This is a genomic window from Natronorubrum halophilum, from assembly GCF_003670115.1.
Classification (GTDB): domain Archaea; phylum Halobacteriota; class Halobacteria; order Halobacteriales; family Natrialbaceae; genus Natronorubrum; species Natronorubrum halophilum.
In genome coordinates this window covers 48,499-68,706 of the sequence record NZ_QQTY01000002.1, presented here as the reverse complement: position 1 = coordinate 68,706, position 20,208 = coordinate 48,499, and the positions used below count along the sequence as shown (strand labels likewise).

The 20,208-nt window shown below is 64.6% G+C and carries 26 protein-coding genes and 1 pseudogene; 13 read left to right on the top strand and 14 right to left on the bottom strand.

Going from position 1 to position 20,208, the window contains the following annotated elements; all coding sequences use genetic code 11:
* Positions 1 to 35 precede the first annotated feature (35 nt).
* Positions 36 to 515 (bottom strand): redoxin domain-containing protein, encoded by a 480-nt coding sequence (locus DWB23_RS06390; protein ID WP_121742006.1) that lies wholly within the window; start codon positions 513 to 515, stop codon positions 36 to 38.
* 107 nt (positions 516 to 622) lie between these two features.
* Between DWB23_RS06390 and DWB23_RS06385 the strand changes: the two genes are divergently transcribed.
* A complete protein-coding gene (locus tag DWB23_RS06385) occupies positions 623 to 859 on the top strand; it encodes a glutaredoxin family protein (RefSeq protein ID WP_121742005.1) in 237 nt (78 codons plus the stop codon).
* 59 nt (positions 860 to 918) lie between these two features.
* On the opposite strand, the gene DWB23_RS06380 is transcribed toward DWB23_RS06385, so the two are convergent.
* Both DWB23_RS06380 and DWB23_RS06375 read right to left on the bottom strand, forming a co-directional pair.
* A complete protein-coding gene (locus tag DWB23_RS06380; protein WP_121742004.1) occupies positions 919 to 1,323 on the bottom strand; it encodes a cupin domain-containing protein in 405 nt (134 codons plus the stop codon).
* Positions 1,324 to 1,411: 88 nt separating this feature from the next.
* On the bottom strand, positions 1,412 to 1,951 hold the full coding sequence (locus DWB23_RS06375) for an HIT family protein (RefSeq protein WP_121742003.1): 540 nt from the start codon (positions 1,949 to 1,951) through the stop codon (positions 1,412 to 1,414).
* 245 nt (positions 1,952 to 2,196) lie between these two features.
* Between DWB23_RS06375 and DWB23_RS06370 the strand changes: the two genes are divergently transcribed.
* Entirely contained in the window at positions 2,197 to 2,397 is a 201-nt protein-coding gene (locus DWB23_RS06370) for a DUF7835 family putative zinc beta-ribbon protein (protein WP_121742002.1), read from the top strand.
* Between the two features lie 131 nt (positions 2,398 to 2,528).
* Here DWB23_RS06370 and map read toward each other — a convergent pair whose 3' ends face one another.
* The 3 genes from map to DWB23_RS06360 all read right to left on the bottom strand — a co-directional run bounded on the left by map (position 2,529) and on the right by DWB23_RS06360 (position 4,833).
* Positions 2,529 to 3,440, bottom strand: coding sequence for a type II methionyl aminopeptidase (map, locus tag DWB23_RS06365; protein WP_121742001.1), 912 nt, complete (start codon positions 3,438 to 3,440; stop codon positions 2,529 to 2,531).
* 108 nt (positions 3,441 to 3,548) lie between these two features.
* The gene (locus DWB23_RS23705; protein WP_275086291.1) at positions 3,549 to 3,683 is read right to left on the bottom strand and encodes a hypothetical protein; all 135 of its coding nucleotides are present in this window, start codon (positions 3,681 to 3,683) and stop codon (positions 3,549 to 3,551) included.
* 220 nt (positions 3,684 to 3,903) lie between these two features.
* Entirely contained in the window at positions 3,904 to 4,833 is a 930-nt protein-coding gene (locus tag DWB23_RS06360) for an isoaspartyl peptidase/L-asparaginase (RefSeq protein WP_121742000.1), read from the bottom strand.
* A gap of 185 nt (positions 4,834 to 5,018) precedes the next feature.
* Between DWB23_RS06360 and DWB23_RS06355 the strand changes: the two genes are divergently transcribed.
* Complete coding sequence (locus DWB23_RS06355) at positions 5,019 to 5,306, top strand: hypothetical protein (RefSeq protein ID WP_121741999.1); 288 nt, start codon at positions 5,019 to 5,021, stop codon at positions 5,304 to 5,306.
* A gap of 132 nt (positions 5,307 to 5,438) precedes the next feature.
* The gene (icd, locus tag DWB23_RS06350; RefSeq protein WP_121741998.1) at positions 5,439 to 6,701 is read left to right on the top strand and encodes an isocitrate dehydrogenase (NADP(+)); all 1,263 of its coding nucleotides are present in this window, start codon (positions 5,439 to 5,441) and stop codon (positions 6,699 to 6,701) included.
* Positions 6,702 to 6,973: 272 nt separating this feature from the next.
* Here the strand turns inward: icd and DWB23_RS06345 are convergent, their stop codons facing one another.
* Complete coding sequence (locus tag DWB23_RS06345; RefSeq protein ID WP_121741997.1) at positions 6,974 to 8,734, bottom strand: sensor histidine kinase; 1,761 nt, start codon at positions 8,732 to 8,734, stop codon at positions 6,974 to 6,976.
* 349 nt (positions 8,735 to 9,083) lie between these two features.
* Here DWB23_RS06345 and DWB23_RS06340 point away from each other — a divergent pair, with 349 nt between their 5' ends.
* Both DWB23_RS06340 and DWB23_RS06335 read left to right on the top strand, forming a co-directional pair.
* Positions 9,084 to 9,395, top strand: coding sequence for a hypothetical protein (locus tag DWB23_RS06340; RefSeq protein WP_121741996.1), 312 nt, complete (start codon positions 9,084 to 9,086; stop codon positions 9,393 to 9,395).
* Between the two features lie 168 nt (positions 9,396 to 9,563).
* The gene (locus DWB23_RS06335; RefSeq protein ID WP_121741995.1) at positions 9,564 to 10,001 is read left to right on the top strand and encodes a GNAT family N-acetyltransferase; all 438 of its coding nucleotides are present in this window, start codon (positions 9,564 to 9,566) and stop codon (positions 9,999 to 10,001) included.
* Positions 10,002 to 10,018: 17 nt separating this feature from the next.
* Here the strand turns inward: DWB23_RS06335 and DWB23_RS06330 are convergent, their stop codons facing one another.
* On the bottom strand, positions 10,019 to 10,639 hold the full coding sequence (locus DWB23_RS06330) for a DUF7509 family protein (RefSeq protein ID WP_121741994.1): 621 nt from the start codon (positions 10,637 to 10,639) through the stop codon (positions 10,019 to 10,021).
* A 95-nt stretch (positions 10,640 to 10,734) separates the two neighbouring features.
* Here DWB23_RS06330 and DWB23_RS06325 point away from each other — a divergent pair, with 95 nt between their 5' ends.
* Positions 10,735 to 11,118 (top strand): winged helix-turn-helix domain-containing protein, encoded by a 384-nt coding sequence (locus DWB23_RS06325; RefSeq protein ID WP_121741993.1) that lies wholly within the window; start codon positions 10,735 to 10,737, stop codon positions 11,116 to 11,118.
* 11 nt (positions 11,119 to 11,129) lie between these two features.
* Here DWB23_RS06325 and DWB23_RS06320 read toward each other — a convergent pair.
* The 3 genes and pseudogenes from DWB23_RS06320 to DWB23_RS06310 all read right to left on the bottom strand — a co-directional run.
* Positions 11,130 to 11,555: pseudogene (locus DWB23_RS06320) on the bottom strand (SDR family NAD(P)-dependent oxidoreductase); the annotation flags it as partial.
* 75 nt (positions 11,556 to 11,630) lie between these two features.
* On the bottom strand, positions 11,631 to 13,007 hold the full coding sequence (locus tag DWB23_RS06315) for an NRAMP family divalent metal transporter (protein WP_121741992.1): 1,377 nt from the start codon (positions 13,005 to 13,007) through the stop codon (positions 11,631 to 11,633).
* Positions 13,008 to 13,097: 90 nt separating this feature from the next.
* Positions 13,098 to 13,439, bottom strand: coding sequence for a cupin domain-containing protein (locus DWB23_RS06310; protein WP_121741991.1), 342 nt, complete (start codon positions 13,437 to 13,439; stop codon positions 13,098 to 13,100).
* 150 nt (positions 13,440 to 13,589) lie between these two features.
* Between DWB23_RS06310 and DWB23_RS06305 the strand changes: the two genes are divergently transcribed.
* From DWB23_RS06305 to DWB23_RS06295, 4 genes are all read left to right on the top strand, one after another.
* Positions 13,590 to 14,114 carry a DUF5817 domain-containing protein gene (locus DWB23_RS06305; protein WP_121741990.1) on the top strand — a complete coding sequence of 175 codons (525 nt, stop codon included), beginning with the start codon at positions 13,590 to 13,592 and terminating at the stop codon, positions 14,112 to 14,114.
* Between the two features lie 273 nt (positions 14,115 to 14,387).
* On the top strand, positions 14,388 to 14,786 hold the full coding sequence (locus tag DWB23_RS06300) for a metal-dependent transcriptional regulator (RefSeq protein WP_121741989.1): 399 nt from the start codon (positions 14,388 to 14,390) through the stop codon (positions 14,784 to 14,786).
* A gap of 103 nt (positions 14,787 to 14,889) precedes the next feature.
* Complete coding sequence (locus DWB23_RS22920) at positions 14,890 to 15,057, top strand: hypothetical protein (protein ID WP_162989765.1); 168 nt, start codon at positions 14,890 to 14,892, stop codon at positions 15,055 to 15,057.
* A 24-nt stretch (positions 15,058 to 15,081) separates the two neighbouring features.
* On the top strand, positions 15,082 to 15,381 hold the full coding sequence (locus tag DWB23_RS06295; RefSeq protein WP_121741988.1) for an amphi-Trp domain-containing protein: 300 nt from the start codon (positions 15,082 to 15,084) through the stop codon (positions 15,379 to 15,381).
* Between the two features lie 19 nt (positions 15,382 to 15,400).
* On the opposite strand, the gene dpsA is transcribed toward DWB23_RS06295, so the two are convergent.
* Entirely contained in the window at positions 15,401 to 15,946 is a 546-nt protein-coding gene (gene dpsA / locus DWB23_RS06290; protein ID WP_121741987.1) for a DNA starvation/stationary phase protection protein DpsA, read from the bottom strand.
* A 193-nt stretch (positions 15,947 to 16,139) separates the two neighbouring features.
* Between dpsA and DWB23_RS06285 the strand changes: the two genes are divergently transcribed.
* Positions 16,140 to 16,496, top strand: a complete 357-nt coding sequence (locus tag DWB23_RS06285; RefSeq protein WP_121741986.1) for a hypothetical protein — start codon at positions 16,140 to 16,142, stop codon at positions 16,494 to 16,496.
* Positions 16,497 to 16,542: 46 nt separating this feature from the next.
* On the opposite strand, the gene hmgA is transcribed toward DWB23_RS06285, so the two are convergent.
* A complete protein-coding gene (hmgA, locus tag DWB23_RS06280) occupies positions 16,543 to 17,820 on the bottom strand; it encodes a hydroxymethylglutaryl-CoA reductase (NADPH) (RefSeq protein ID WP_121741985.1) in 1,278 nt (425 codons plus the stop codon).
* 60 nt (positions 17,821 to 17,880) lie between these two features.
* Entirely contained in the window at positions 17,881 to 18,267 is a 387-nt protein-coding gene (locus DWB23_RS06275) for a hypothetical protein (protein ID WP_121741984.1), read from the bottom strand.
* A gap of 135 nt (positions 18,268 to 18,402) precedes the next feature.
* On the opposite strand from DWB23_RS06275, the gene DWB23_RS06270 reads away from it, so the two are divergent.
* Positions 18,403 to 20,073 (top strand): amidohydrolase, encoded by a 1,671-nt coding sequence (locus DWB23_RS06270; RefSeq protein ID WP_121741983.1) that lies wholly within the window; start codon positions 18,403 to 18,405, stop codon positions 20,071 to 20,073.
* Positions 20,074 to 20,208: the final 135 nt, after the last annotated feature.

Below are 20,208 nucleotides of genomic sequence, written 5' to 3'. Positions count from 1 at the left end.
TCCGATTCGGACGGAGCTGGTTCGGATACCGTCGCTCACAGCTCCGCGACGGCCGATTCGATTTCTTCTCGAGGAAGCGGCGAGATCCAGTCGTCCGCGACGAACGCGTACCGGACCTCCCGGTCTGCATCGACCACGAACGCGGACCGCCACGGCGTCGAGACGTTCGCCATGTGATCGCGGTCGGCGAGCAGGTCGAGCGACTCGCTCACCGCGCCGTCGACGTCCGCGAAAAAGCGGAACGCGGGCTCGTCCAGCCAGCGCAGGAACTCGTTTTGCGCGTAGGGGCCGTCGCGGCTCACGCCCAGCACCGAGACGTCCTCGAACTCGCCCCAGCCGGCGCGGACGAACCGTTTCCACCAGTTCTGGGCGATCGCGCTGAACGCGAAGCCGGTACAGACGACGACGCCGCCCCGGTCCCCGAGCGCCTCTGAGAGCGCCGTCGAGCGGAACGTCTCGCCGTCGCACAGCAGTGCCTCGAACGCCGGAACGGTGTCTCCCTCGAGCGGTGGCATACCCCGATTCCCCCGCGAAGCGACAAAAACCTCCGTTCGGCGGCAGAACGCCGCTTCACCGCACGCCGACACCTACGCTTTTGTCGACGCGAACTGAAGGATCGGGTATGGTTACCCTGTATCAGCTCGAGGGCTGTCCGTACTGCGAACTCGTCGCCGACCGCCTCGACGAACTCGAGGTCGACTACGACAGCGTCTGGACCGAAGGACTCCACTCGAAACGCGACGAGGTAAAGCGAATTTCGGGCCAGCGGCAGGTTCCGGTCATCGTCGACGACGAGCGCGGGGTCACGATGCCGGAGTCCGAACGCATTCTCGACTACCTCGACGCGAACTACGCCTGACCCCGCACGAATCACGCTTGACCCCGGCGCGAACCGCGCTTGACCCGTCGCCGGGATCGCTACTCGTCCTCGAGGCCGTGCGGGTCGAGACCGGGATCCTCGACCGCGGGTGCGCCGATCGCGAGGACGACGCCCCGCTCGTCGCCGACGTTTCGATGCCCGTGTCCGACTTCTGGTTTCGCGATCCAGAACGTGCCCGGACCGGCCTCGACGTACGCTTCGTCCCCCGATCGACCGAGTTTTAGCGAGAACTCGCCCTCGAGGACGTAGTAGAGCTCCTCCTGTTCGGCGTGGGCGTGATATCGGATCTCCTCGCCGGGATCGAAGTACCAGAGCTTGAGCTGGACGTGCTCGGTGGGAAGCACCTCGTCTATCGCCCGGATCTGGAGATCCGGCGGCACCTCGTCGATCTTCGAGAGATCCGTCTTCGGGACGTCGTCGGTGTGAACGACCTCGTACTCCATGCTACTCGAGATCACGAGACAACCCAGTAAAAACGTACGGCCGGTCCGGCGTGAGGGCTGGACGTTCGGGCTGTCGCTTCGAGTGGGGTCACTCGAAAACGACGGCGCTGTCTTCGCCCGGCACGACGGCACCCTCTTGCCCGGCGAACGCCTCGTGCAGGTGGTCGTAGGTCTCCTCGAGCGCTTCGATGATCACCGACGTGTCGCTCAGGACGGGCATGAAGTTGGTGTCGCCCTCCCAGCGCGGGACGACGTGGGTGTGCAGGTGGTCGTCGATGGAGCCGCCGGCCCCGTCACCGAGGTTCAGGCCGGCGTTGAACCCGTCCGGTTCGAGGGCGACCTCGAGCGCGTCGAAGGTGCGCTGTTTCAAGCGGGCGTGATCGAGCAACTGTTCGTCGGTGAGGTCGCCGTAGTCGCCGGTGTGGGCGTAGGGAATCACCATCGTATGGCCCGGGTTGTAGGGATAGTTGTTCAGGAGAACGAACGCGTGGTCGCTGCGCGCGACGAGTAGGTTCTCCCTGTCGGATTCCTGCTCGGGGAGTTCACAGAAGACGCAGTCGTCGACGTCGGGGGTTTTCTCCTCGCGCCTGATCCACTCGATCCGCCACGGGGCAAACACCTGCTCCATACCCGATACCACTCGAGGAACGCCTATAGTAGCCACCGAAAGCGAACACGCGGCCGTCCCGTGATCGGTGTGATTGGGTTCAGTGACGATACCCGTTCGAAAACGAACGTTCGAAACCCCTCGATAAACGGGATCGGACGATTTCGTCCCGTCGTACGGCGTCGATAACCCAGTCTCGTAGTTTTTCGACTCAGCGCTCGAAATGAAGCAGAGATATAAGGCTGTACTACCGAAAGGTCTCGATAATGGCAACGACTGACGATTCCTTCAACGGGATGACCGAGCACTGCGATGACTGCGGCCTCGAAACGCTTCACGAGGTATCCGTCCAGATTCGGACCGAGAGCCTCAAAAAGGAGAACGCGCAGTTCTCGCGCGAGCCCTACCGCGTGGCCGAGTGCCAGCGGTGTGGCAAACGCGCGAGCCAGCGGATGAACAACGCTTGAGATCGCTCGGCGATCCGACCGGTGCGACGATCGGTACAGTAACTCCGCTTCCCGTTGCCCGCTCGTTTGGTCTCCCGTTCTCTTGCCGTCCGGGGCGAATCGACGAATACGCTCTCGCGGCCGATCGCTGATTACTGGCGACCCGCGCTCGCCGTCGTCACTTCACAGCCGTCTTCGGTGATGATCACCGTGTGCTCTTTCTGACTGACGAGGAAGCCGTCGTCCTCCTGAAGCACCGGATAGCCGTGGACGATGTTGTTGCGCTTGAGCCGACGGAGCGCCATCTCCGCGCGGTCGGTTTCGAGCCACCGCGTGGCAAAGGGCAGCGTCCGAAACTCCTCGGTGATCTGCTCGAGCGCCTCGCGCGCCTGGCGGTTTCGAACGGATCCCTCGCGCTCGAGCGAGAAGATTTCCTCGGTGGCACCCTCGGTGACTTTGCCGCCGCCGTCGGTCGCGAAGGGTTCGATAGCCACGACGTCGCCAACCTCGAGCGTCGTTCCCTGCGAGACGGCGCGGTTCGGAATGTTCGGACTGGTGTGTTGTTCCCAGTGACCCAGTCCGTGCCCGGTGAGATTGACGACGGGGTTGTAGCCGTAGCCGTCGATCACGTCCTCGATCTCGGCCCCGATCTCGCCGGTCTCGATACCCGGCTCGGTCACGTCGATCGCGGCCTCGAGCGCCTGCTCGGAGGCCTCTGCGAGTTCGGGGTTGCCCGAGAGGTCGACGGTGATCGCGGTGTCGGCGAGCCAGCCGTCGATGTGGACGCCGATATCGAGGTTGATCATCTCCTCGCCGAACGTCGTCTCGTCGCCGATCGACGGCGTCGCGTGGGCGGCTTCCTCGTCGATCGAGATGTTGACCGGGAAGGCGGGTTTCCCGCCGAGTTCGCGGATCCGATCCTCCGCGTACTGGGCGATCTCGAGGTGGCTCACGCCGACCTCGACGCGCTCGGCCGTCTCTTCGCGCACCTGCGCGAGAATCTTCCCGGCTTCGCGGTGCCTTTCGTACTGCTCCGTCTGCAAGTCCACTTCGGATTCGGTCATGCACCGGGGTTGTATCGGTCGGCAAAAAGAGGTTCCGCCTCCGGCCTGCGACCCGGCGGCGATCGACCGCCCTCGAGAATCCGATCGAAGGCGATGACGGACCGCCGATCACACCGACGAAATCGAGCGTCGGTCAGCGTCGACCCAGTTACACTCCGGACAGGCGGCGACACCCTGGACGTTCGACAGCGTCGTCGAACAGTCAGGGCAGTGTCGCGCCGCGTGATAGGGTGATTCGAACATTGGCTTCGAGATTGGTAACGACAATAATAAAGCTGTCTCACGACAATTGTCGAAATCTATGACGGGCTGAGAGCGCAGGTTCGTGCCGTGCGATATGTTCTCGTGGAACGCAGTGGGCGCGTGGGCCGCAGTGAGGCGGGAAACACCGTACCACCGCGGGTTCCTTCGAGTTCATCGACAACGCCACTGAACGGCGGGTAGAACCGCTGATGCCGAGCAGTCACGGCCGCCGAACCGCTCGCGCGGTCTGCATTTCGGCGCTGTTGTAGGCCGACCCGAGCGTGCCGCGCGCGTCGATCGCGATGATACCGGCGGTCGAACCGGTGCAGTCGGCGAACTCCTCGAGCGCACGCGCCGTCGCTTCGTCGGCGGTACAGCCGCGTTCGATGTGGCGAGCGGTACGTCTCGAGAGGGTCACGCGAGCGATATCTTCGCCGGCACCCGTCGCGCTGACGGCGGCCGCAGGCGAACAGTAGAAGCCGGCACCGACCTGTGGAACGTCGCCAACGCGCCCCGCGAGCGCGAGCCATCGACCGCCCGTGGAGGTCGCCGCAGCGAGCGCGTCGCCGTCGAACGCGACGGCGCCGACGGTGTCGTGATCGAGGTCGCGGACGGATTCTGACCCCGTCTCGCCGCCCCCATCGTCTCTCCCGCGACCGCCGGGATCCGACCGTCCGTACCGCTCGCGGATCCACTCGAGTTGCGCGTTCGGCCCCCCGGACGGGGCCTCGAGGTCGGCCCACTTCTTTCGCGTGCGATCCGACCAGAGGTCGACGCCCGTCTCGATACCGAACGCGTCCGCCAGGGCGACGGCGTGGTCGCCCGAGAGGAGTCCGTGCGGGGTTTCCTCCATGACGAGTCGGGCGACGCCGACCGCGTGTTCGACGCCCGGCATCGAGCAGGCGGCCCCGACCGATCGATCGTCGGTCATGAGCCCCGCATCGGTCCGAATCTCGCCGTCGCTCTGGACGGCACTGCCGACTCCGGCATTGAATCGCGGGTCGGACTCGAGGACGGTCACCGCTTCCACAACCGCATCGACGGTCGCTGATCGTTCCGCACCGGCGGTAGCGGCCCGTTCGAGGACCGCCTGTCTGACCTCGGGGTCGTCCGGGATACTGCCAGCACCGCCGTGGACGAGCACGTGCATACGCTCCCCTGCGAGCCGACCGTGAAAATGTGTTTCCGTCGCGCCGGACGGTGAACGGGGTGACCGACCGCCACACGTCAGCGAGCGGCTTCACCGACCCGGTTCGGTGGGGTCGCGTGACGTGGATCGTCCACCGACGGCAAATCCTCACACTTACCATACCGGCCTGTGTACCGGTGACGACAATGACGCCGGTCATCCTGCTCGTCGCCTTCTGTGCGGTAATGTCGGCCGTCGCGGTCGGTCGGCTGGCAGTCGACGAGAGCCGGGATTACGTCGATATCGGCTCAACGCTCGTCGTCGTCGGAATCACCGTCCTGGCCGTGTTCTGGGTTACGCTTGCGGAGTCCCTACTGATCGCGACCGGACGAGCGCTCCTGGGATTCGCCGGAGCGTGCGTCGTCGTCGTCGGTGTCGGGGTGATCGTTAGATACTGGGATCGAACCCGCGAATCGACCGCCTCGAGCGAGTGAGCCCGGTTCGAAACGGCAGCCGATTTCCACGCGGACCGTTGGACGGTTCCCGACCGAGCAGCGACCAACTTTCGTCATCCGTCGATGGAAATGGTAGACCTTTTACCCCCGTCGGAGAACCGTACAGACGAGATGAGCTACGACAAGATCGAGGTCCCCGAAGACGGGGAGCAGATTACGCTGAAAGAAGGTACCGAGGGCGAACTCGAGGTGCCTGACAACCCGATCATTCCGATTATCTACGGTGACGGTGTCGGAAGCGACGTCGGCCCCGCCGCACAGAAGGTGCTCGAGGCCGCTGCGAAAGCGACCGGTCGCGATATCAACTGGATGCGCGTCTACGCCGGCGAGTCCGCCCGGGAGATGTACGACGAGAACCTCCCGGTCGAGACCGTCGAGGCGATCAAAGAACACCGCGTCGCCATCAAGGGTCCGCTGACGACGCCCGTCGGTGCCGGATTCCGATCGCTCAACGTCGCGCTGCGAAAGAAACTCGATCTCTACGCGAACGTCCGCCCGACCTACCACTTAGACGGCGTCCCGTCGCCGGTCAAAGACCCCGGACAGATGGACATGGTCACCTTCCGAGAGAACACCGAGGACGTCTACGCCGGCATCGAGTGGGAAGCCGGCACCGACGAGGTCGAGCAGGTCAAGGAGTTCGTCGAAAGCGAGATGGGTGCCGACAACGTCATCCACGACGGCCCCGTCGGTATCGGTGTCAAACCGATCACGGAGTTCGGAACGAAGCGACTCGTCCGCCGCGCCATCGACTACGCCCTGGAGCACGACCGCGACTCGGTCACGCTGGTGCACAAGGGCAACATCATGAAGTTCACCGAGGGCCAGTTCCGCGACTGGGGCTACGAGGTCGCCGAAGAGGAGTACGGTGACGAGGTCATCACCGAGGACACCCTCTGGGAGGAACAGGACGGCGAAGTCGACGACGACACGCTCGTCGTCAACGACCGCATCGCGGACAACATGCTCCAGCAGCTGTTGACCCGGACCGACCAGTACGACGTCATCGCCACGATGAACCTGAACGGGGACTACATGTCCGACGCCGCCGGCGCGCAGATCGGTGGTCTCGGCATCGCCCCCGGTTCCAACTTCGGCGACGGCCTCCTGCTGGCCGAACCCGTCCACGGCTCCGCACCGAAGTACGAGGGCCAGGACAAGGTCAACCCGACCGCCATGATCCTCTCGGGCCGCATGATGCTCGAGTACATCGGCTGGTCCGACGCCGCCGACCTCGTCCGCGACGCCGTCGAGGAGACCATCTCCTCCGGCAAGGTCACCTACGACCTCGAGCGCCAGCTCGACGGCGCCGAGAAACTCGCCACCAGCGAGTACGCCGAGGAAGTCGTCAACAACATCGAAAAGCTCTCGTAGAGAGCTTTTCGGGCAGTCGGAACCACGGCGCTCTGACGCTCTCGAGGAGCCAGCGTACGCGCGCTTCTCGTTCGTTTGGGGCTCCGCCACCGAAATATCGAACGGTCGTTCACGCGGTCGATCGTTTTTGCGTTCTCGATCCGCTCGTACCGAGTCGGCGCTGACGCTCGATCAGTGAACGCTTCGAGTGCTATCGGGCGCGTTTCGATCCGTTGTCAACGCGTATCTCGGATCGGTGTCAACGCGTAGTATTGACGAAGCTCCGCGCGGAATCACGACGTGCGCTCGCGGCCGTCGGGTTCAGTAGACTCGCGCTGTAGTTCCACGGTGAAGACGGCACCACCCACCTCGTTCGAATCGATCCACACGTCGCCGCCGGATTGCGTGACGAGCGTATCCACGAGATACAGGCCGACCCCGGATCCGTCGCTCTCGAGCCCCTTCTCGCCGCGGCCAAACACGACATCACGCTGGGCGGGTGGGATCCCCGGTCCGTTGTCCGAAATTCGGACGGTCACCGTTTCCTCGGTTAGATCCGCGCTGATTTCGATGCGCGGTTCGTCGGCGTTGTTGTGCTGGACCGCGTTGTTCAGCAGATTTCTGAATACCGTCGACAGGAGCGGGCTCGCCCGAACATCGACGTCGGGAACGGTGCCGATGACGACGAATTCGACGTCCGCGTACGTCTCGCGCCGACGGGCGAGCGTCTCGAGAAGGGTCGTTCTGAGCGGGATCGACTCCAGGTCGTGTTCGCCGTCCGTGTCCCAGGCTTCGGTGAATAGCTGCAACGTTTCGGTAAGTTCGATCGTGTGTCGCGTCGTATCCAGCATTCGCTCGAGCATCACGCGTTCGTCCGCGTCGACACGTGCGTTCAGTTCCTCGCCCCAGCCGAGGACGACCGCCATGTCGTTCCGGATGTCGTGTCGAACGATTCGATTCAGAAGCAGCAACTCTTCGTTTCGACGCGAGAGCGCCGCCTCGTTTCGCTCGAGTCGGCCGCTCAAGACCGACGTGTCGTAAAAGATGTACGACTGGCGGGCGACCAGGCTAAGTAACACCACTACGCCGAGACCGAGACCGACCTGGTCGAGAGTGCCGACCGATGCAGTGTAGCCCGTCACGCCCATCGCAATCAGGAACGGTGCATAGGGTGCGATCGTTTCCCAGAGCTCGTATCGGCTGCGATTGATCGTAGCCGGCGGCATCGTTGCTGCCAGTTGAACTGCGGCCAGCGCGACCGCCAGATAACCGACGAGCCAGATCGTATCGAACTCGTTGTGGACGTATCCGTCGTTGAACGACAGGTAGGCGAACATGCTGTCGGCGAACGCCCATGCGAAAATTCCCGACGCGATGAGCGTGATCGGGATGCGACGCGAACCGCGTGCGTTCGCCGCGACGATAAACGCAACCGAACCGACGACGATATCGAGTACCGGGTACGCCACGGACACCCACATCGTGTAGGAATCGACGTCGCTGACCGCCAGGATCGGCTCGAGCACGAAGTGCCAGCTGATCGTGAGCAGTGCAACCGCGACGAGCAGCCCGTCGAGACTCATTCGGAGCGCCGACCTCGCACGGTGTTGCGTCGTGGCGATCGCCAGCAATCCAACTGCAACGAAGAGGTAGCCGCCGAGATAGAAGAAATCAGGGACGCCAGGATACGGAACCCCGCCCCGCCCGAGTTCATAGAGCATCCACGAGAGTTCGCCGGTTGCAAAGAATCCCATACCGGCCGTGGTGAGTCCCCATCCGAGTTTATCGAGCGACTCGCTCCGGGCGGTCAAGACGCCCAGAAAGACGGTTGCCGCCACTGCACTACCGGTAAGGACCACGTTCGAGAAGACGAGCGTGGCCCGAGCACCACCGATCTCGAAATGCATCCAGCCGAGCGACGTGAGAACGAGCACCGCTGCAGCGACCCAGGCCCGTCGGTACCAGAGCGGGTCGAACCAGGACACCGTTCCCGATTCGGCTCCTCGCTCTGGATCCGAGCGAGTGGACCAGGTGGGTTTTGATTCGGGCTCCATCTCTGCGTACTACTGAAAGCGGAAGGCGACGTAAAGCAACTTCGCTGAATAGGTTTACGACTGTGATTTTCAGCGGGAGCGGGACGTCCCCGCGGATCTGATCGAGTTCGCGGACGAATCGGCGGTGGAGGTCCAACGGCCACCGGTTCTCCCTCAATCCGCGGCACAGTATCGATCACGAACGGTGTCCCCGCTGGTCGCGGTTCGTCGATCTTTCGAAAGAACGCACGGCTCCCGAGTCGCGAATCGACGATATTCTAAATATTACGCGCTATAATACATTTAGATAATTAGTCAGAAATCTAAATAATCAGCGAACGTTATCTATATCGGGTTCGATCGGGAGTGTATGCCAACACCACCGACACCACATGACACGGTACCGGACTTCATCATCGAACGATTCGACGACCACTCGGCGGCGGAACTGCGGGCGATCGCCAGTTACGCCGGAACGCTCGAGTCGTCGTCGGACGTCCCCAACTACATCGTCCAGGCGTTCGCGATCCAGGACGACGAAACCCGGACGGTCGTCGCCATCTACGCGGACGAACTCGCGGACTACCTCGAGGCGAACGAAGCGGCGGACGACGAGGCGAGACCGGACGACGGGGACGACGACACCGGTCCCGGCAGAATGGGAGGTGCGTTTTTCGGCTGAGTCGAGATCCCGCCGACTGCTCGCTCGAGAGAGCCGCTACGGTTCCCCGGTCGACAAACGACCACCCCGCGGCGGTCCGGAGCTTCCCGTCTCAGCGGAATTCGATCGCGAACGGACGGGTTCGGCGAAGAGTAACGGTTTCACGACCGGGACGCCTACGGCTTCGTCATGGACGAGATCGATATTCGCGTCGTCGACACCGAACGCGAGCGCGAGGACGTCTTCGAGGTTCGACAGGACGTGTTCGTCGCGGAGCAAGGCGTCGACGAGGACCTCGAGTACGACGAGCACGAGGAAACCGCGACCCACTTCGTCGCGTACGACGCCGACGAACCGATCGGTGCCGCCCGACTTCGCGAGCCGAAAGACGGCGTCGGCAAGGTCGAACGGGTCGCCGTCCTCGAGTCACGCCGCGAGGACGGGATCGGTCGCGCGGTGATGAACGCCGTCGAGGAGCGGGCGCGGGCGCGGGGCCTCGAATCGCTCACGCTCCACTCGCAGACGCGCGCCGCCGGCTTCTATCGCAGGCTCGGCTACGAACGCTACGGCGAGGAGTTCGAGGAGGCCGGGATTCCACACGTCGAGATGCGCAAGTCGCTGGCGTAACGCCACCGCGATACCGGTTACTCGAGTCGCGGCAACTCGCCGATTCGTTCCTTTCGAACGAGGTCGCGGACGAACAGCCGAAGCTGGCGCGTCAGCTCCTCGCGGTCGTCGTACGAGTAGATCCGCGCCTCCCAGCGGTCTCGGACGGCGGCGATCATCGCGCTTCGAACGCCCGATTCGTGGACGAACAGGACGCGTTCCTGACGGTGTGCGGGCGTCTCGTCGTCGAACAACGCCTCGAGGACGGCACCGACTTCGATCCCGACGCCGAGGTTGTCACCCGCGGCGGGAACGACGTACACCACGGCGTTGCTCGCGCGGGCGAATTCGATGCTCTGCGTTGCGGCGTCCGTTTCCGCGAGTGGAACGTCGACGTCGATCGCGAGGAAGGCGTTGACGCCCGCTTCGGTTCGGAGTCGGTCACGAACCTCGAGGAGGAGATCCAGCGCCGCCTCGTCGCGCTCGAGGTCGTGCTCCGAGCCCACGAGCGTTCCGAAGTCGACCGATTCGGGGATCGCCTCGGGATCGACGTCCTCGAGCGCCCGCTCGACGTCGAACGCCTGGTAGGGCCCCATCAGGTACACCAGAAATCGTGAGCGAGGGAGATCGCCGAGTTCGTCGATAATTCGGTCGCGCATACGCCGGCTGCTCGCGCACACCATATAAATGTACGCCGTTTCAGCGATGACTGACTCAAGGAACGCTTAAGCAACGGCCGGTTCAAAAGGGACGTATGGCAGAGTCCGAGCGTTCGACGCGACGGTTCGGGGACGAACTGCTGCCCGAACACAGCATCCTGAGTCTGGAAGAATACCTCGAGATGCAGCGCTCGATCGGCAACGAGACGCGGTTTCGCGTCCTGAACGCGCTCGTCGAGGACGGCTCACGGAGCGCGAGCGAGTTGCGCGATCGTCTCGAGGTGCAGTCGAACGTGCTCCACTACCACCTGGACGAACTCATCGACGTCGGCCTCGTCGAGAATCGAAAGCGCAAAGCCCCCGATACCGACGGGTTGTACTCCTACTACCGGGCGACCTCGCTCGGCGAGGGCATCCTCGAGCACGGCGTCCGCGAACTGATGCGACGCGAGTGGGATTCGCTCGAGACATACGGTTAATTCGGATTCGTTCACTCGAGGCGCGTTTCCCATTCGTTTGCAGTCCTCGATTCGCCGGTAACGCCGCCAGGATCCTGTGCGGCCAGGAGGACGGCCGCGTCGTCCATCACGTCCGGATCGAGAATTCGCTCGCGTTCCTCCGCGGGCAGGTGCGCCCAGATGTCAGTATCGACCCGGCCGCCCGGAGCGAGCGCGTTCGCGTTGACACCGTACTCCTCGCTCTCGAGGGCGGTCGTTCGAGTGAGCCCCTCGAGTCCCCACTTCGACGCGACGTAGCTACCCGCGCCCGCCATCGCCTGCCGACCGAGCCCCGAGGAGATGTTGATGACGTTGCCCTGGCCCTGCTCGTACATGTGGGGCAACGCCGCTCGAGTGAAGAGGAACGCGCCCTTGAGGTTGACCTCGAGGACGGTGTCCCACTCCTCCTCGGTGACGTATCGCGTCGTTTTCGAGTGTCGGCATGGGTGGGAACTCGATCTCGGGCGGCTTGAAGATTGGTACGGAGCGCAAGCTCAGGCGGTACCGAGACGCTCCCGAACGTACCTGCCGGCGAGTCCGACAGTTGCCAGCGCCATCGCGACCGCGAAGGCGACGACGAACGCCGACGCCGGTTCGGCGACCGTCTCGAGCTCCTCGAGGACGAACTCGCCCGCGAGGACGGTCGCGACGGCGAACAGAACGATGCCGCCGAGGTTCGCGATCCGAGAATTGGTTTCGGGAACGGCGTCGGGATCGTTCAGCAGGTAGAGGATCACGGCGAGCGCGAACGGCGTACCGACGAGTCCGAAGGCGAGCACGAGCACGAGGAGTTCGAAGAACGCGCCCTCGAGGAAGGCACCGACGGCCGAGACGAGCGCGACGGTAACGACGGCGAACCGGTAGCGCGGGTCGTCGACGGATTGTTCCCAGCCGAACTTGTCCGCGAGCAGATAGGGGGGAACGATCGTGTTCCCGCCGAGCGTCGAGACGGCCGCACCGAGGAGCCCGAACAGGAACAGCCAGGTAGCGTACTCGCCGGCGACTGGACCGAGCGCCTCGGCGGCCTGGATCGCGGTGATCGTCGCCGGATCGACGCCGGTTTCGGGAAGGACGCTCGCCGCGACGAGGAAGACTGCGAGACTGAAGATTCCGAAGGCGACGAGCATCGAACTCGCGACGTCGAAGGTCGCGAGACCCGCATCGTCCTCGGTCCAGCCGCGAGCGCGCATCGTGTAGCTCTGCATCGTCAGGAGCGTGATGTGGACCGCGCCGCCGAGCACTCCGGCGGCGACGACCGCGCCGCCGACGCCGGCCGGAATCTCGGGAGCCAGGCCGGAGGCCGCCGCAGCCGGATCGATCGGCACGACGAACACCGAGGCCACGAACGCGAGCACGACGAACGAGACGAGCAACTTTGCGCCGACTTCGGCGAGGCGGTAGCCGCCGCCGGCGATCCCCAGAGCGAGAACGAGCGCCCAGGTGACGCCCCAGAGGCGAGGGTCGCTCAGGGCCGCGATTCCGACGCCCGCGCTGCCGGCGATCGTTGCGCTCACGTCCGCCACCGTCTTCATGATCACGAGCTGGGCGAGCCCCGCGGCCAACACGGCGTCGACGACGAGTACCCAGGCCCAGAACGAACCGAGGTGATCTTCGACGACGCTGACGAGTCCGGCTGCCGTGAGCAGTCCGAGCCGCATCGCGAGGTACTGGCCGACGGTCCCGAGGATCGCCGAGAGGACGACGACCCACAGGAGTGCGTAGCCGAAGCTCGCTCCCGCGACCAGCAGACTGGCCATGGTCGCCGGCCCCGCCGCGATCGCCCCGGCGAGCCACGTCGGCCCCAATCGCTCGAGGTATCCAGTTATTCGACTGACTCCCCACGACTCGGGTGCCCCTGACTCGGTAGCCATCGGCTGACCTTGCTACCCGGGGAATATAACTCCGTGGTATTCGTAAGTGAATAGTCGATGAACGAGGACGGGGAGCGGTACTGAACGGCGCTATTCGGATTGCCAGTTCGGGTTCGCTCGCGGCGGAGCGAAGATATCGACGCCGCGAACGGTCTCCTCGCCGCGGTTCTCGGCCGCGTGGGGCTGATCGCCCGGGATCGCGTAGGAATCGCCGGGACCGCAGACGATCTCCTCGCCCTCGACGAGGAACACCAGTTCGCCCTCGTAGATGAAGCCCGTCTGTTCGTTTGGGTGTTCGTGCTCGTCGACTACCGCGTCGGGCGCGATTTCGAAGTGCTGGACGTTCATCGAGTCGACGCCGGCCATCAGCGCCAGGTGGACGCCGTCGGCGGCTTCGGACGGCTCGAGGTCTGACAGGGAAACGCGTTCCATACCGACGAGATGTGAGAGCGCGCCTCATAGTTTTCGGAACTCGTGCGATGCGTTCACACCCACTCCGCGCGTCGCTCCCCAGTGGACGAACCGGATCACTTCCGCTCCACGTGCCGAAGGTTGAACTACCAGCCGCGTGCATTCCGAGACATGTACGCCGTCGTCGGCTGTAGCGAGTGCTCGAACCTCTGGATCATCGAGGGTCGTTCGGAGACGACCCAGTGTCCCCGCTGTGGCTCTCGCCGGGGCTACGAGAAGCGCAAGAAGTTCGTCACGACCGACGACGCGAGCCACGCCCGCGACGTTCGCGCCTCGATGCTCGCGAACCGGCAGGGTGAGGGCGAAGCCTTCGCCAAACTGGACTCGTTCGATGCCCTCGAGGCGGACGTGGCCGACGGCGTCGTCGACGACGACGAGTACCTCGAGGAATCGGGGCTGGACGTCGAGGAAGTCGAGGCGGCCGGCGACCGCGATCAGCGCCAACCGAATCGCAGCGGGAGCAAGAAGGAAATCGTCAAACGGGCGCTCGCGGAGTTGGAGCGGCCGACCGACGACGACGTCATCGAATACGCCGGCGAACGCGGTGTGTCGGCCGAGTACGTCCGAGACGCGCTCGAGAAACTCACGAGACGCGGCGTGGCGAGTGAGAACCGAGGCCGGTATCGACTGCTGTAAACCGCCTCGGCCCGTATTTGCTGTCGATCGACTCCGGTGCTGTGCGGTACTGTCCGAACCTGTCTCGACGCAAGGTTTAGGGTTACCTAAAATACTTAACGCTGGTTGTTTTAGGGTTACCTAAAATGGTCGGGGTGACGATCCGTGACGGCCGCAATCACCTCGAGTCGCTTAGAAGCGATTCGGGGACGGACCGGAGTTGCGGACGAACGGACGAGTTACCCGTTATCGCGGCGAGGCTGCGAACCGACCGCGCCCATCCGACACCCACTCATGTCGAAGATAAATCACTATCTGCTCACGATTTACGAACTGACAGCGGCTGCCAGCGAGCCGATATCGACCGGACGGATCGCGGATTCGACCGGTCGGTCGCCCGCCGCAACGACGGAGATGGTCCAGCGCCTCGAGACGCGCGGGCTCGTCGACTACGAGCCGTACGTGGGCGTCCGATTGACGCCGGACGGCCGAGAACAGGCCGAAGAGCTGTTCGACAGGTACGAGACGATCTGTCGCTTTTTCGACGAGGTGCTCGACATCGACGACCACCGTGGGGAAGCCGCGACTCTCGTCGGAACGATCAGCCCGGCCGTCGTGGCGCGGTTGGAAACCGTTCTCCTGTCGCCGACCCGGTCGGTCGATCCGCCGACGGCCGACGGGTCGTCCCGGTAGGTGTCCGAGCCGTCACCGTCTGCGTCTGCCGACGGTTCGGTCGTGGCGCGAGCCCTCACCCGAGACCGAGCGCTTTTTCTTTAGGCCCGCCTAAACCACGGTGATGACCGTTAGCACCCGGTCACACGCCGAGACTGGCTTCGAACGAGAACCGAGTCACGCTCCCGAAATCGCAGTCTGTGAGAGCCGTCCCGAGAGATCGATCTTCCTCGAATCGGGGAACACCGACGGCTGGATCGCGAGCGACGTGACTATCGCTATCGTTCGGTGACCACATCGAGACACCACACCGAAAATGACTCCCGAAACAGACGACGACCGAGCGGACGAACGAACGACGATCCGATCGGGCCGGAAGTTCGAACAGGAATACCGACTCGACGCGGCCGAAGTCGGAACGTTTCTGATCAAATTAGGCGAACAGCTCCGCGACGGCGACGACCTCACCATCGTCACCGACGACTGGGAACTTCCCTTCGCGTTCGGTGAACCCCTCGATCTGGAACTCGAGTTCGACGGGGTCGGGGAGCCCGAACTCGAGATCGAACTCGAGCTTCCGGGACGGACGGACGAAAAAGCGCCGGATATCGAGTGAGTAAAACGGCGAGTGCAGGCTATTTCGTCGCGGATTCGAGGACGAGCGTGTCGTCTTCGAGGTAGTGTTCGATGTGGTGGGCGTGTTCCTCGATCGTCTCGAGTTGTTCGCGGAGCATCTCACCCGTGGCGTAATCGCCGAGTCCGTCGGCGAGTTCGATGTGGTCGCGGTAGCTCTCGATGACGTCGCCGAACAGGTCGAGATCGTTCGACAGCGAGGTCCGAACGTCGTAGACGTCCTCGTCTTCCGGTTCGATCGTCGCCGCTTCCGCGAGTGCCGTCATACTCGCGTGCGGAACGCCGCCGAGGGCCTGCAGCCGCTCGGCGAGGTCGTCCGCGGCCGCCTCGACGTCCTCGTAGACCTCCTGAAGGAACACGTGGATGTCGAGGAACTCCGCACCTTCGACGTTCCAGTGGTGTTTGTGGAGCTGGTGGTAGAGGACGTACGCGTCCGCGAGGTCCGTGTTCAGCGCGTCGATAATCTGTTCCGCCTTCTCTTCGTCGAGTCGCAGCGCGTTTTCTTCGACGGTGCCTGCGGATTGACGAACGGTTTTCTGTGTGCTCATTACGAGTCTCACTTCGAGCGGAATACCCTTATATCTTTTCAATTATCGAACAATTTTTCGTATCGCCTAAAAACGAGCTGTTATTCATGTACGCGTATCTGCCACTTACGGAACGTGAACGGGATTCAACGCCAGGTCGACCGGGAGGCGGCGAACGGCAGGGCTTTGCATCGAGCGGGACAATGGCGAGCAGATGGACGACACGGTAGACGCACAGGGGACGGCGATCGGCGTCGGAACGGTCGTGGCCCTCGCCTTCTTCGGGTACAACAGGTACATCAACGAGACGATTTTCGGAATCGACGCGGCGATGCTGGCGACGGCCGCGTTCGCCGCGACGTTCGCCGCCGTCGCCGTCCTCCACGGCACGTACGGACGACGGGACCTTGCCTTCGCAAACGGCGTCGCGGCGATCGGGTTGCTTCTCGTCACGGTAGCCGTAAGCGGGCCGCAGGTGCTCGGTGGACTGGCCCTGCTCGTCGCGAGCGGGTCCTACATCGCGCTTGTGACGGTTCGCGCTCGAGCGGAGAACCGCGAACTTGTCGGCTGAGGGGCGGTCGTCCCAACTGCGTCGAGCGGCGATCGTCTCCGCTCCCTTAGCGTCCGAGGTCTTCGTGAGCGCTCGCCAGGTGCCGCGAGGCGAGCGCCGCGAGCAGGGAGAGTTCGCCGGCGAGCGCGCCGACGGCGATGATCTCGGCCAGTGCGTCGGCGTTCGACCCCGCCGGGTCGCCGCCCCCGCGAAGGTCGAGCACCTCGAGCGCTTCGCTCTGGGTCGGGAGCTTCGTCCCGCCGCCGACGGTGCCGACCTCGAGCGATGCCAGCGAAACGCTGGCGTAGAGGTCGGTGGTACCGTCCTCGCGTTCGCGAGCGTCCATCGTCGTGATCGTGTTCGCGGCCTCGACGACCTGCGCCTCGTCCTGTCCGGTCGCGAGGAAGGCGGCGGCGACGACGTTCGCCGCGTGGGCGTTGAATCCCAGGCTGCCGGCCTTCGCGCTGCCGGTGAGGTTTTTGCGCGTGTTCGCCTCGGCGATGGCGTCCGCGGTGGTGTGCAGGCGCTCCTCGACGAGTTCGCCGGGGACCAGAACGTCGGCCGTCACCGAGCGGCCGCGACCCTCGACGGCGTTGATGGCGGCGGGTTTCTTGTCCGAACAGAGGTTGCCCGAAAGCGCGACGAGGGAGGCGGGCGTCTCCGCTTCGACGATCTCGCAGGCCTCGCCGGTCGCGATCGTGACCATGTTCATCCCCATCGCGTCCTTCGTGTCGTAGGCGAATCGCAGGTAGACCGAGTCGCCGACGACGTAGGGTTCGACATCGAGCAGTTCGCCGTGGCTCGTCGTCGATTCGGCGGCCTCCCGCAGCGCCTCGAAATTCTCGGTAACCCACTCGACCGTCTCCGCGGCTTCGACGACGCCCTCGACCCGAAACACCGGGGCGCGGGTCATCCCGTTTTTCGTCACGCGAGCAGCGGCGCCGCCGGCCGTTCGGATCACGCCGAGCCCGCGGTTGACCGACGCGAGCAGCGCGCCCTCGGTCGTCGCGAGCGGGAGGTAGTAGTCGCCGCTCGCCGCGCCGCCGTCGTTCGCAGAGCTCGCCGAGTTCTGCGAGTTCGGCGAGGTTTCCTCACCGTTGACGGCGACCGGTCCGACGACGCCCATCGGGATCTGGGCCGCGCCGATCATGTTTTCGATGGTGGAATCCGCCGCCTCCGCCGGGAAGCCGTAGTCGCCGATCGTCTCTAGGTCGGTCCCGGTCTCGCGTTCGATCAGCAGCCGACGGGCCTCGACCGCGGTGTCGTGGTCGGCGTGGTCCTCGAGTTCGTGAATGCGAAGGTCGTCCTCGCGCACCCGCTCGACGAGGTCCTCGGGGTCTGTCATACGTTGGCCAAGACAGCGGCCGGTCCTAAGGGTTGCTGATTCTCACGGGACCGACGTCGGTCACTGGGGCCGGGCCGATGGATCGTCACTCGAGGCCCGGTAGCCGGCGAGGAACTCGTAGCAGACGAGGCCGACGAACGCGCCGCCGCCGACCGTGAGGATTATCCGGCTCTCGAGTGCCGCCGCGTCTCTGGCGAACATGACTGCGAACACGCCCGTCGCGATGACGGCGAAGCGAACTCTGCTCCGAGGAGAGACGTCCTCGTCGGTGACCGCGAGGTACAGTTGCGGGACGACGACGACGATGCCGCCGAAGACGAGAAACGAGAGGACGGGGTTCGCACCGAGGGAAATCACCAGATAGGTGTCGACGACGACTGCTCCGAGAACAGCGAGCACCGACAGGATAATTGATCCCAGAATGACGCGGTTTTCGTGCGAGAGCATACGAATGATACGATATCTAACATACTAAACGTTAGCCTCGATTCGTGTGAACCGTCGTCGACCGAGAGGCCGTATCCACGACGTTCGACGCGGTTCGCCGCAATCGTTTTGTCGCTCGCTCGTGGGCTCTCTGACATGACCGACGCCGCCGACCGCCTGCTGATCAACGGGGCGGTCCACACGCTTACCGAACCCGACACCGTCCACGAGGCGGTCGCGATCCGCGACGGCGAGATCGTTCGCCTCGGCGACACCTACGAGATCGAGTTCCTCGAGGGCGTCGAAACCGACGTGATCGACTGCGAGGGCCGAGTCGTCCTGCCCGGCTTCATCGACGCCCACACGCACGTCGAAAACACGGGCCGGTTCCTCGTCCACGCGGACCTCTCGGACGCGACCGGTTCCGAGGGCTGCGTCGAACGCCTCTCCGCGCGCGCCGACGAAACGGACGGCGAGTGGATTCAGGGCTTTGGCTACGACGAAAGCGAGTGGGAGGGTGACGACCGCGCCTACCTCACGCGCGAGCACCTCGATCGGGTGAGCACCGAGCGCCCCGTCGTCGCCCTGCGGATCGACATGCACGCCGCGTCGCTGAACTCGGTCGCCCTCGAGCGTCTCGCCGACGATCTCCCCGAGGGCGACGTTCGGCGCTCGGAGGCGACCGGCGAGCCCACCGGCGTCGTCGTCGAAGACGCGGCCGAGACCGTCCGTTCGCACATTTCTCCCGGCTACGACGAAACCCTGGACCTCGTCACCGCCGGTCTCGAGCACGCCGCCTCGACGGGCGTCACCGCGGTCCACGACATGGTCCGGAACTCCCGCTCTCCGCGAGTGTACCGCGACCTCGAGGCGGCGGGCGACCTGCCAACGCGCGTGCGGATCAACTACTGGATCGATCACCTAGAGAGCGTACTCGAGGTGGGGCTGACAACGAACGGCGGCAGCGACCGCGTGCAGACGGGCGCGATCAAAACCTACACGGACGGGAGTATCGGATCCCGGACGGCGAAGCTGTTCGAGCCGTACGAACCCGACGGTGGAGGCGATCCCGACTGGACTACCGACGGCGTCGACCTCGACACGAGCGGCGGTGTCGGCCCCGACCCGGAGGACAGCGGTGAGCGATCCGGCGGGTCGCGAGCCTCGTCGGCGCAGCGCGCCGACGGCGAGTGGGTCATCACCCCCGCGGAACTCGAGGAGATCGTCGACCGAGTCGACGACGCGGGATTCCAGCTAACCGCCCACGCCATCGGGGACGCGGCGATCGAGGAGGCGCTGTCCGCCTTCGAAACCACGAGCGATCCCGGGGGCTCGCGCCACCGGATCGAACACGTCGAACTCGCGACCGACGAGCACATAGAGCGCATGGCTGAAGCCGAAATCGTCGCCTCGATGCAGCCGAACTTCCACCAGTGGGCCGGAGAGGGTGGGCTCTACGACCAGCGGCTGGGCAGGGAGCGACGGAGCCGAACGAACCGCTTCCGGCGGGTGCTCGAGGCGGGCGTGCCCCTCGCCTTCGGCTCGGACTGCATGCCGCTCGATCCCCTGCTGGGGATCCACCACGCGGTCAACGCACCGACCGAGGCACAGCGGCTGTCGGTCACCGAGGCACTACGGGCGTACACCCGCGGCGCGGCCTACGCCGGCTTCGACGAGGACAGACTCGGCACGCTCGAGGTCGGCAAGCGGGGGGATCTCGTAGTGCTCGAGGAATCGCCCTGGGCGGAGTCCGTTCGGATCGACGAGATCGACGTGGCGATGACGCTCGTCGACGGCGAGATCGTCTTCGACGGCCGCGTCGCGTGAGCAGCGCAACGCCGGTCGTACGAAACGAGAACGACCCGAAAAGCGTGCGCTGCGGGGAGCGGTCGGTGTTCCGTCGACGGCGCGGCCCACCCGGTTTCGCCAGTGGTGTTCGAAAACCAACAATATTATCGGCTC

What these genes read in the sequence shown, in the direction of transcription:
- DWB23_RS06300 (WP_121741989.1), top strand. Translation starts at nt 14,388, where the DNA reads ATGTCGAAGATAAATCACTATCTGCTCACGATTTACGAACTGACAGCG.
- DWB23_RS22920 (WP_162989765.1), top strand. Translation starts at nt 14,890, where the DNA reads ATGACCGTTAGCACCCGGTCACACGCCGAGACTGGCTTCGAACGAGAA.
- DWB23_RS06275 (WP_121741984.1), bottom strand. Translation starts at nt 18,267, where the DNA reads ATGCTCTCGCACGAAAACCGCGTCATTCTGGGATCAATTATCCTGTCG.
- DWB23_RS06325 (WP_121741993.1), top strand. Translation starts at nt 10,735, where the DNA reads ATGGCAGAGTCCGAGCGTTCGACGCGACGGTTCGGGGACGAACTGCTG.
- dpsA (WP_121741987.1), bottom strand. Translation starts at nt 15,946, where the DNA reads ATGAGCACACAGAAAACCGTTCGTCAATCCGCAGGCACCGTCGAAGAA.
- DWB23_RS06385 (WP_121742005.1), top strand. Translation starts at nt 623, where the DNA reads ATGGTTACCCTGTATCAGCTCGAGGGCTGTCCGTACTGCGAACTCGTC.
- DWB23_RS06270 (WP_121741983.1), top strand. Translation starts at nt 18,403, where the DNA reads ATGACCGACGCCGCCGACCGCCTGCTGATCAACGGGGCGGTCCACACG.
- DWB23_RS06345 (WP_121741997.1), bottom strand. Translation starts at nt 8,734, where the DNA reads ATGGAGCCCGAATCAAAACCCACCTGGTCCACTCGCTCGGATCCAGAG.
- DWB23_RS06340 (WP_121741996.1), top strand. Translation starts at nt 9,084, where the DNA reads ATGCCAACACCACCGACACCACATGACACGGTACCGGACTTCATCATC.
- DWB23_RS06330 (WP_121741994.1), bottom strand. Translation starts at nt 10,639, where the DNA reads ATGCGCGACCGAATTATCGACGAACTCGGCGATCTCCCTCGCTCACGA.
- DWB23_RS06315 (WP_121741992.1), bottom strand. Translation starts at nt 13,007, where the DNA reads ATGGCTACCGAGTCAGGGGCACCCGAGTCGTGGGGAGTCAGTCGAATA.
- DWB23_RS06310 (WP_121741991.1), bottom strand. Translation starts at nt 13,439, where the DNA reads ATGGAACGCGTTTCCCTGTCAGACCTCGAGCCGTCCGAAGCCGCCGAC.
- DWB23_RS06335 (WP_121741995.1), top strand. Translation starts at nt 9,564, where the DNA reads ATGGACGAGATCGATATTCGCGTCGTCGACACCGAACGCGAGCGCGAG.
- DWB23_RS06305 (WP_121741990.1), top strand. Translation starts at nt 13,590, where the DNA reads ATGTACGCCGTCGTCGGCTGTAGCGAGTGCTCGAACCTCTGGATCATC.
- DWB23_RS06375 (WP_121742003.1), bottom strand. Translation starts at nt 1,951, where the DNA reads ATGGAGCAGGTGTTTGCCCCGTGGCGGATCGAGTGGATCAGGCGCGAG.
- DWB23_RS06355 (WP_121741999.1), top strand. Translation starts at nt 5,019, where the DNA reads ATGACGCCGGTCATCCTGCTCGTCGCCTTCTGTGCGGTAATGTCGGCC.
- map (WP_121742001.1), bottom strand. Translation starts at nt 3,440, where the DNA reads ATGACCGAATCCGAAGTGGACTTGCAGACGGAGCAGTACGAAAGGCAC.
- DWB23_RS06390 (WP_121742006.1), bottom strand. Translation starts at nt 515, where the DNA reads ATGCCACCGCTCGAGGGAGACACCGTTCCGGCGTTCGAGGCACTGCTG.
- DWB23_RS06370 (WP_121742002.1), top strand. Translation starts at nt 2,197, where the DNA reads ATGGCAACGACTGACGATTCCTTCAACGGGATGACCGAGCACTGCGAT.
- DWB23_RS23705 (WP_275086291.1), bottom strand. Translation starts at nt 3,683, where the DNA reads ATGTTCGAATCACCCTATCACGCGGCGCGACACTGCCCTGACTGTTCG.
- DWB23_RS06380 (WP_121742004.1), bottom strand. Translation starts at nt 1,323, where the DNA reads ATGGAGTACGAGGTCGTTCACACCGACGACGTCCCGAAGACGGATCTC.
- DWB23_RS06360 (WP_121742000.1), bottom strand. Translation starts at nt 4,833, where the DNA reads ATGCACGTGCTCGTCCACGGCGGTGCTGGCAGTATCCCGGACGACCCC.
- hmgA (WP_121741985.1), bottom strand. Translation starts at nt 17,820, where the DNA reads ATGACAGACCCCGAGGACCTCGTCGAGCGGGTGCGCGAGGACGACCTT.
- icd (WP_121741998.1), top strand. Translation starts at nt 5,439, where the DNA reads ATGAGCTACGACAAGATCGAGGTCCCCGAAGACGGGGAGCAGATTACG.
- DWB23_RS06285 (WP_121741986.1), top strand. Translation starts at nt 16,140, where the DNA reads ATGGACGACACGGTAGACGCACAGGGGACGGCGATCGGCGTCGGAACG.
- DWB23_RS06295 (WP_121741988.1), top strand. Translation starts at nt 15,082, where the DNA reads ATGACTCCCGAAACAGACGACGACCGAGCGGACGAACGAACGACGATC.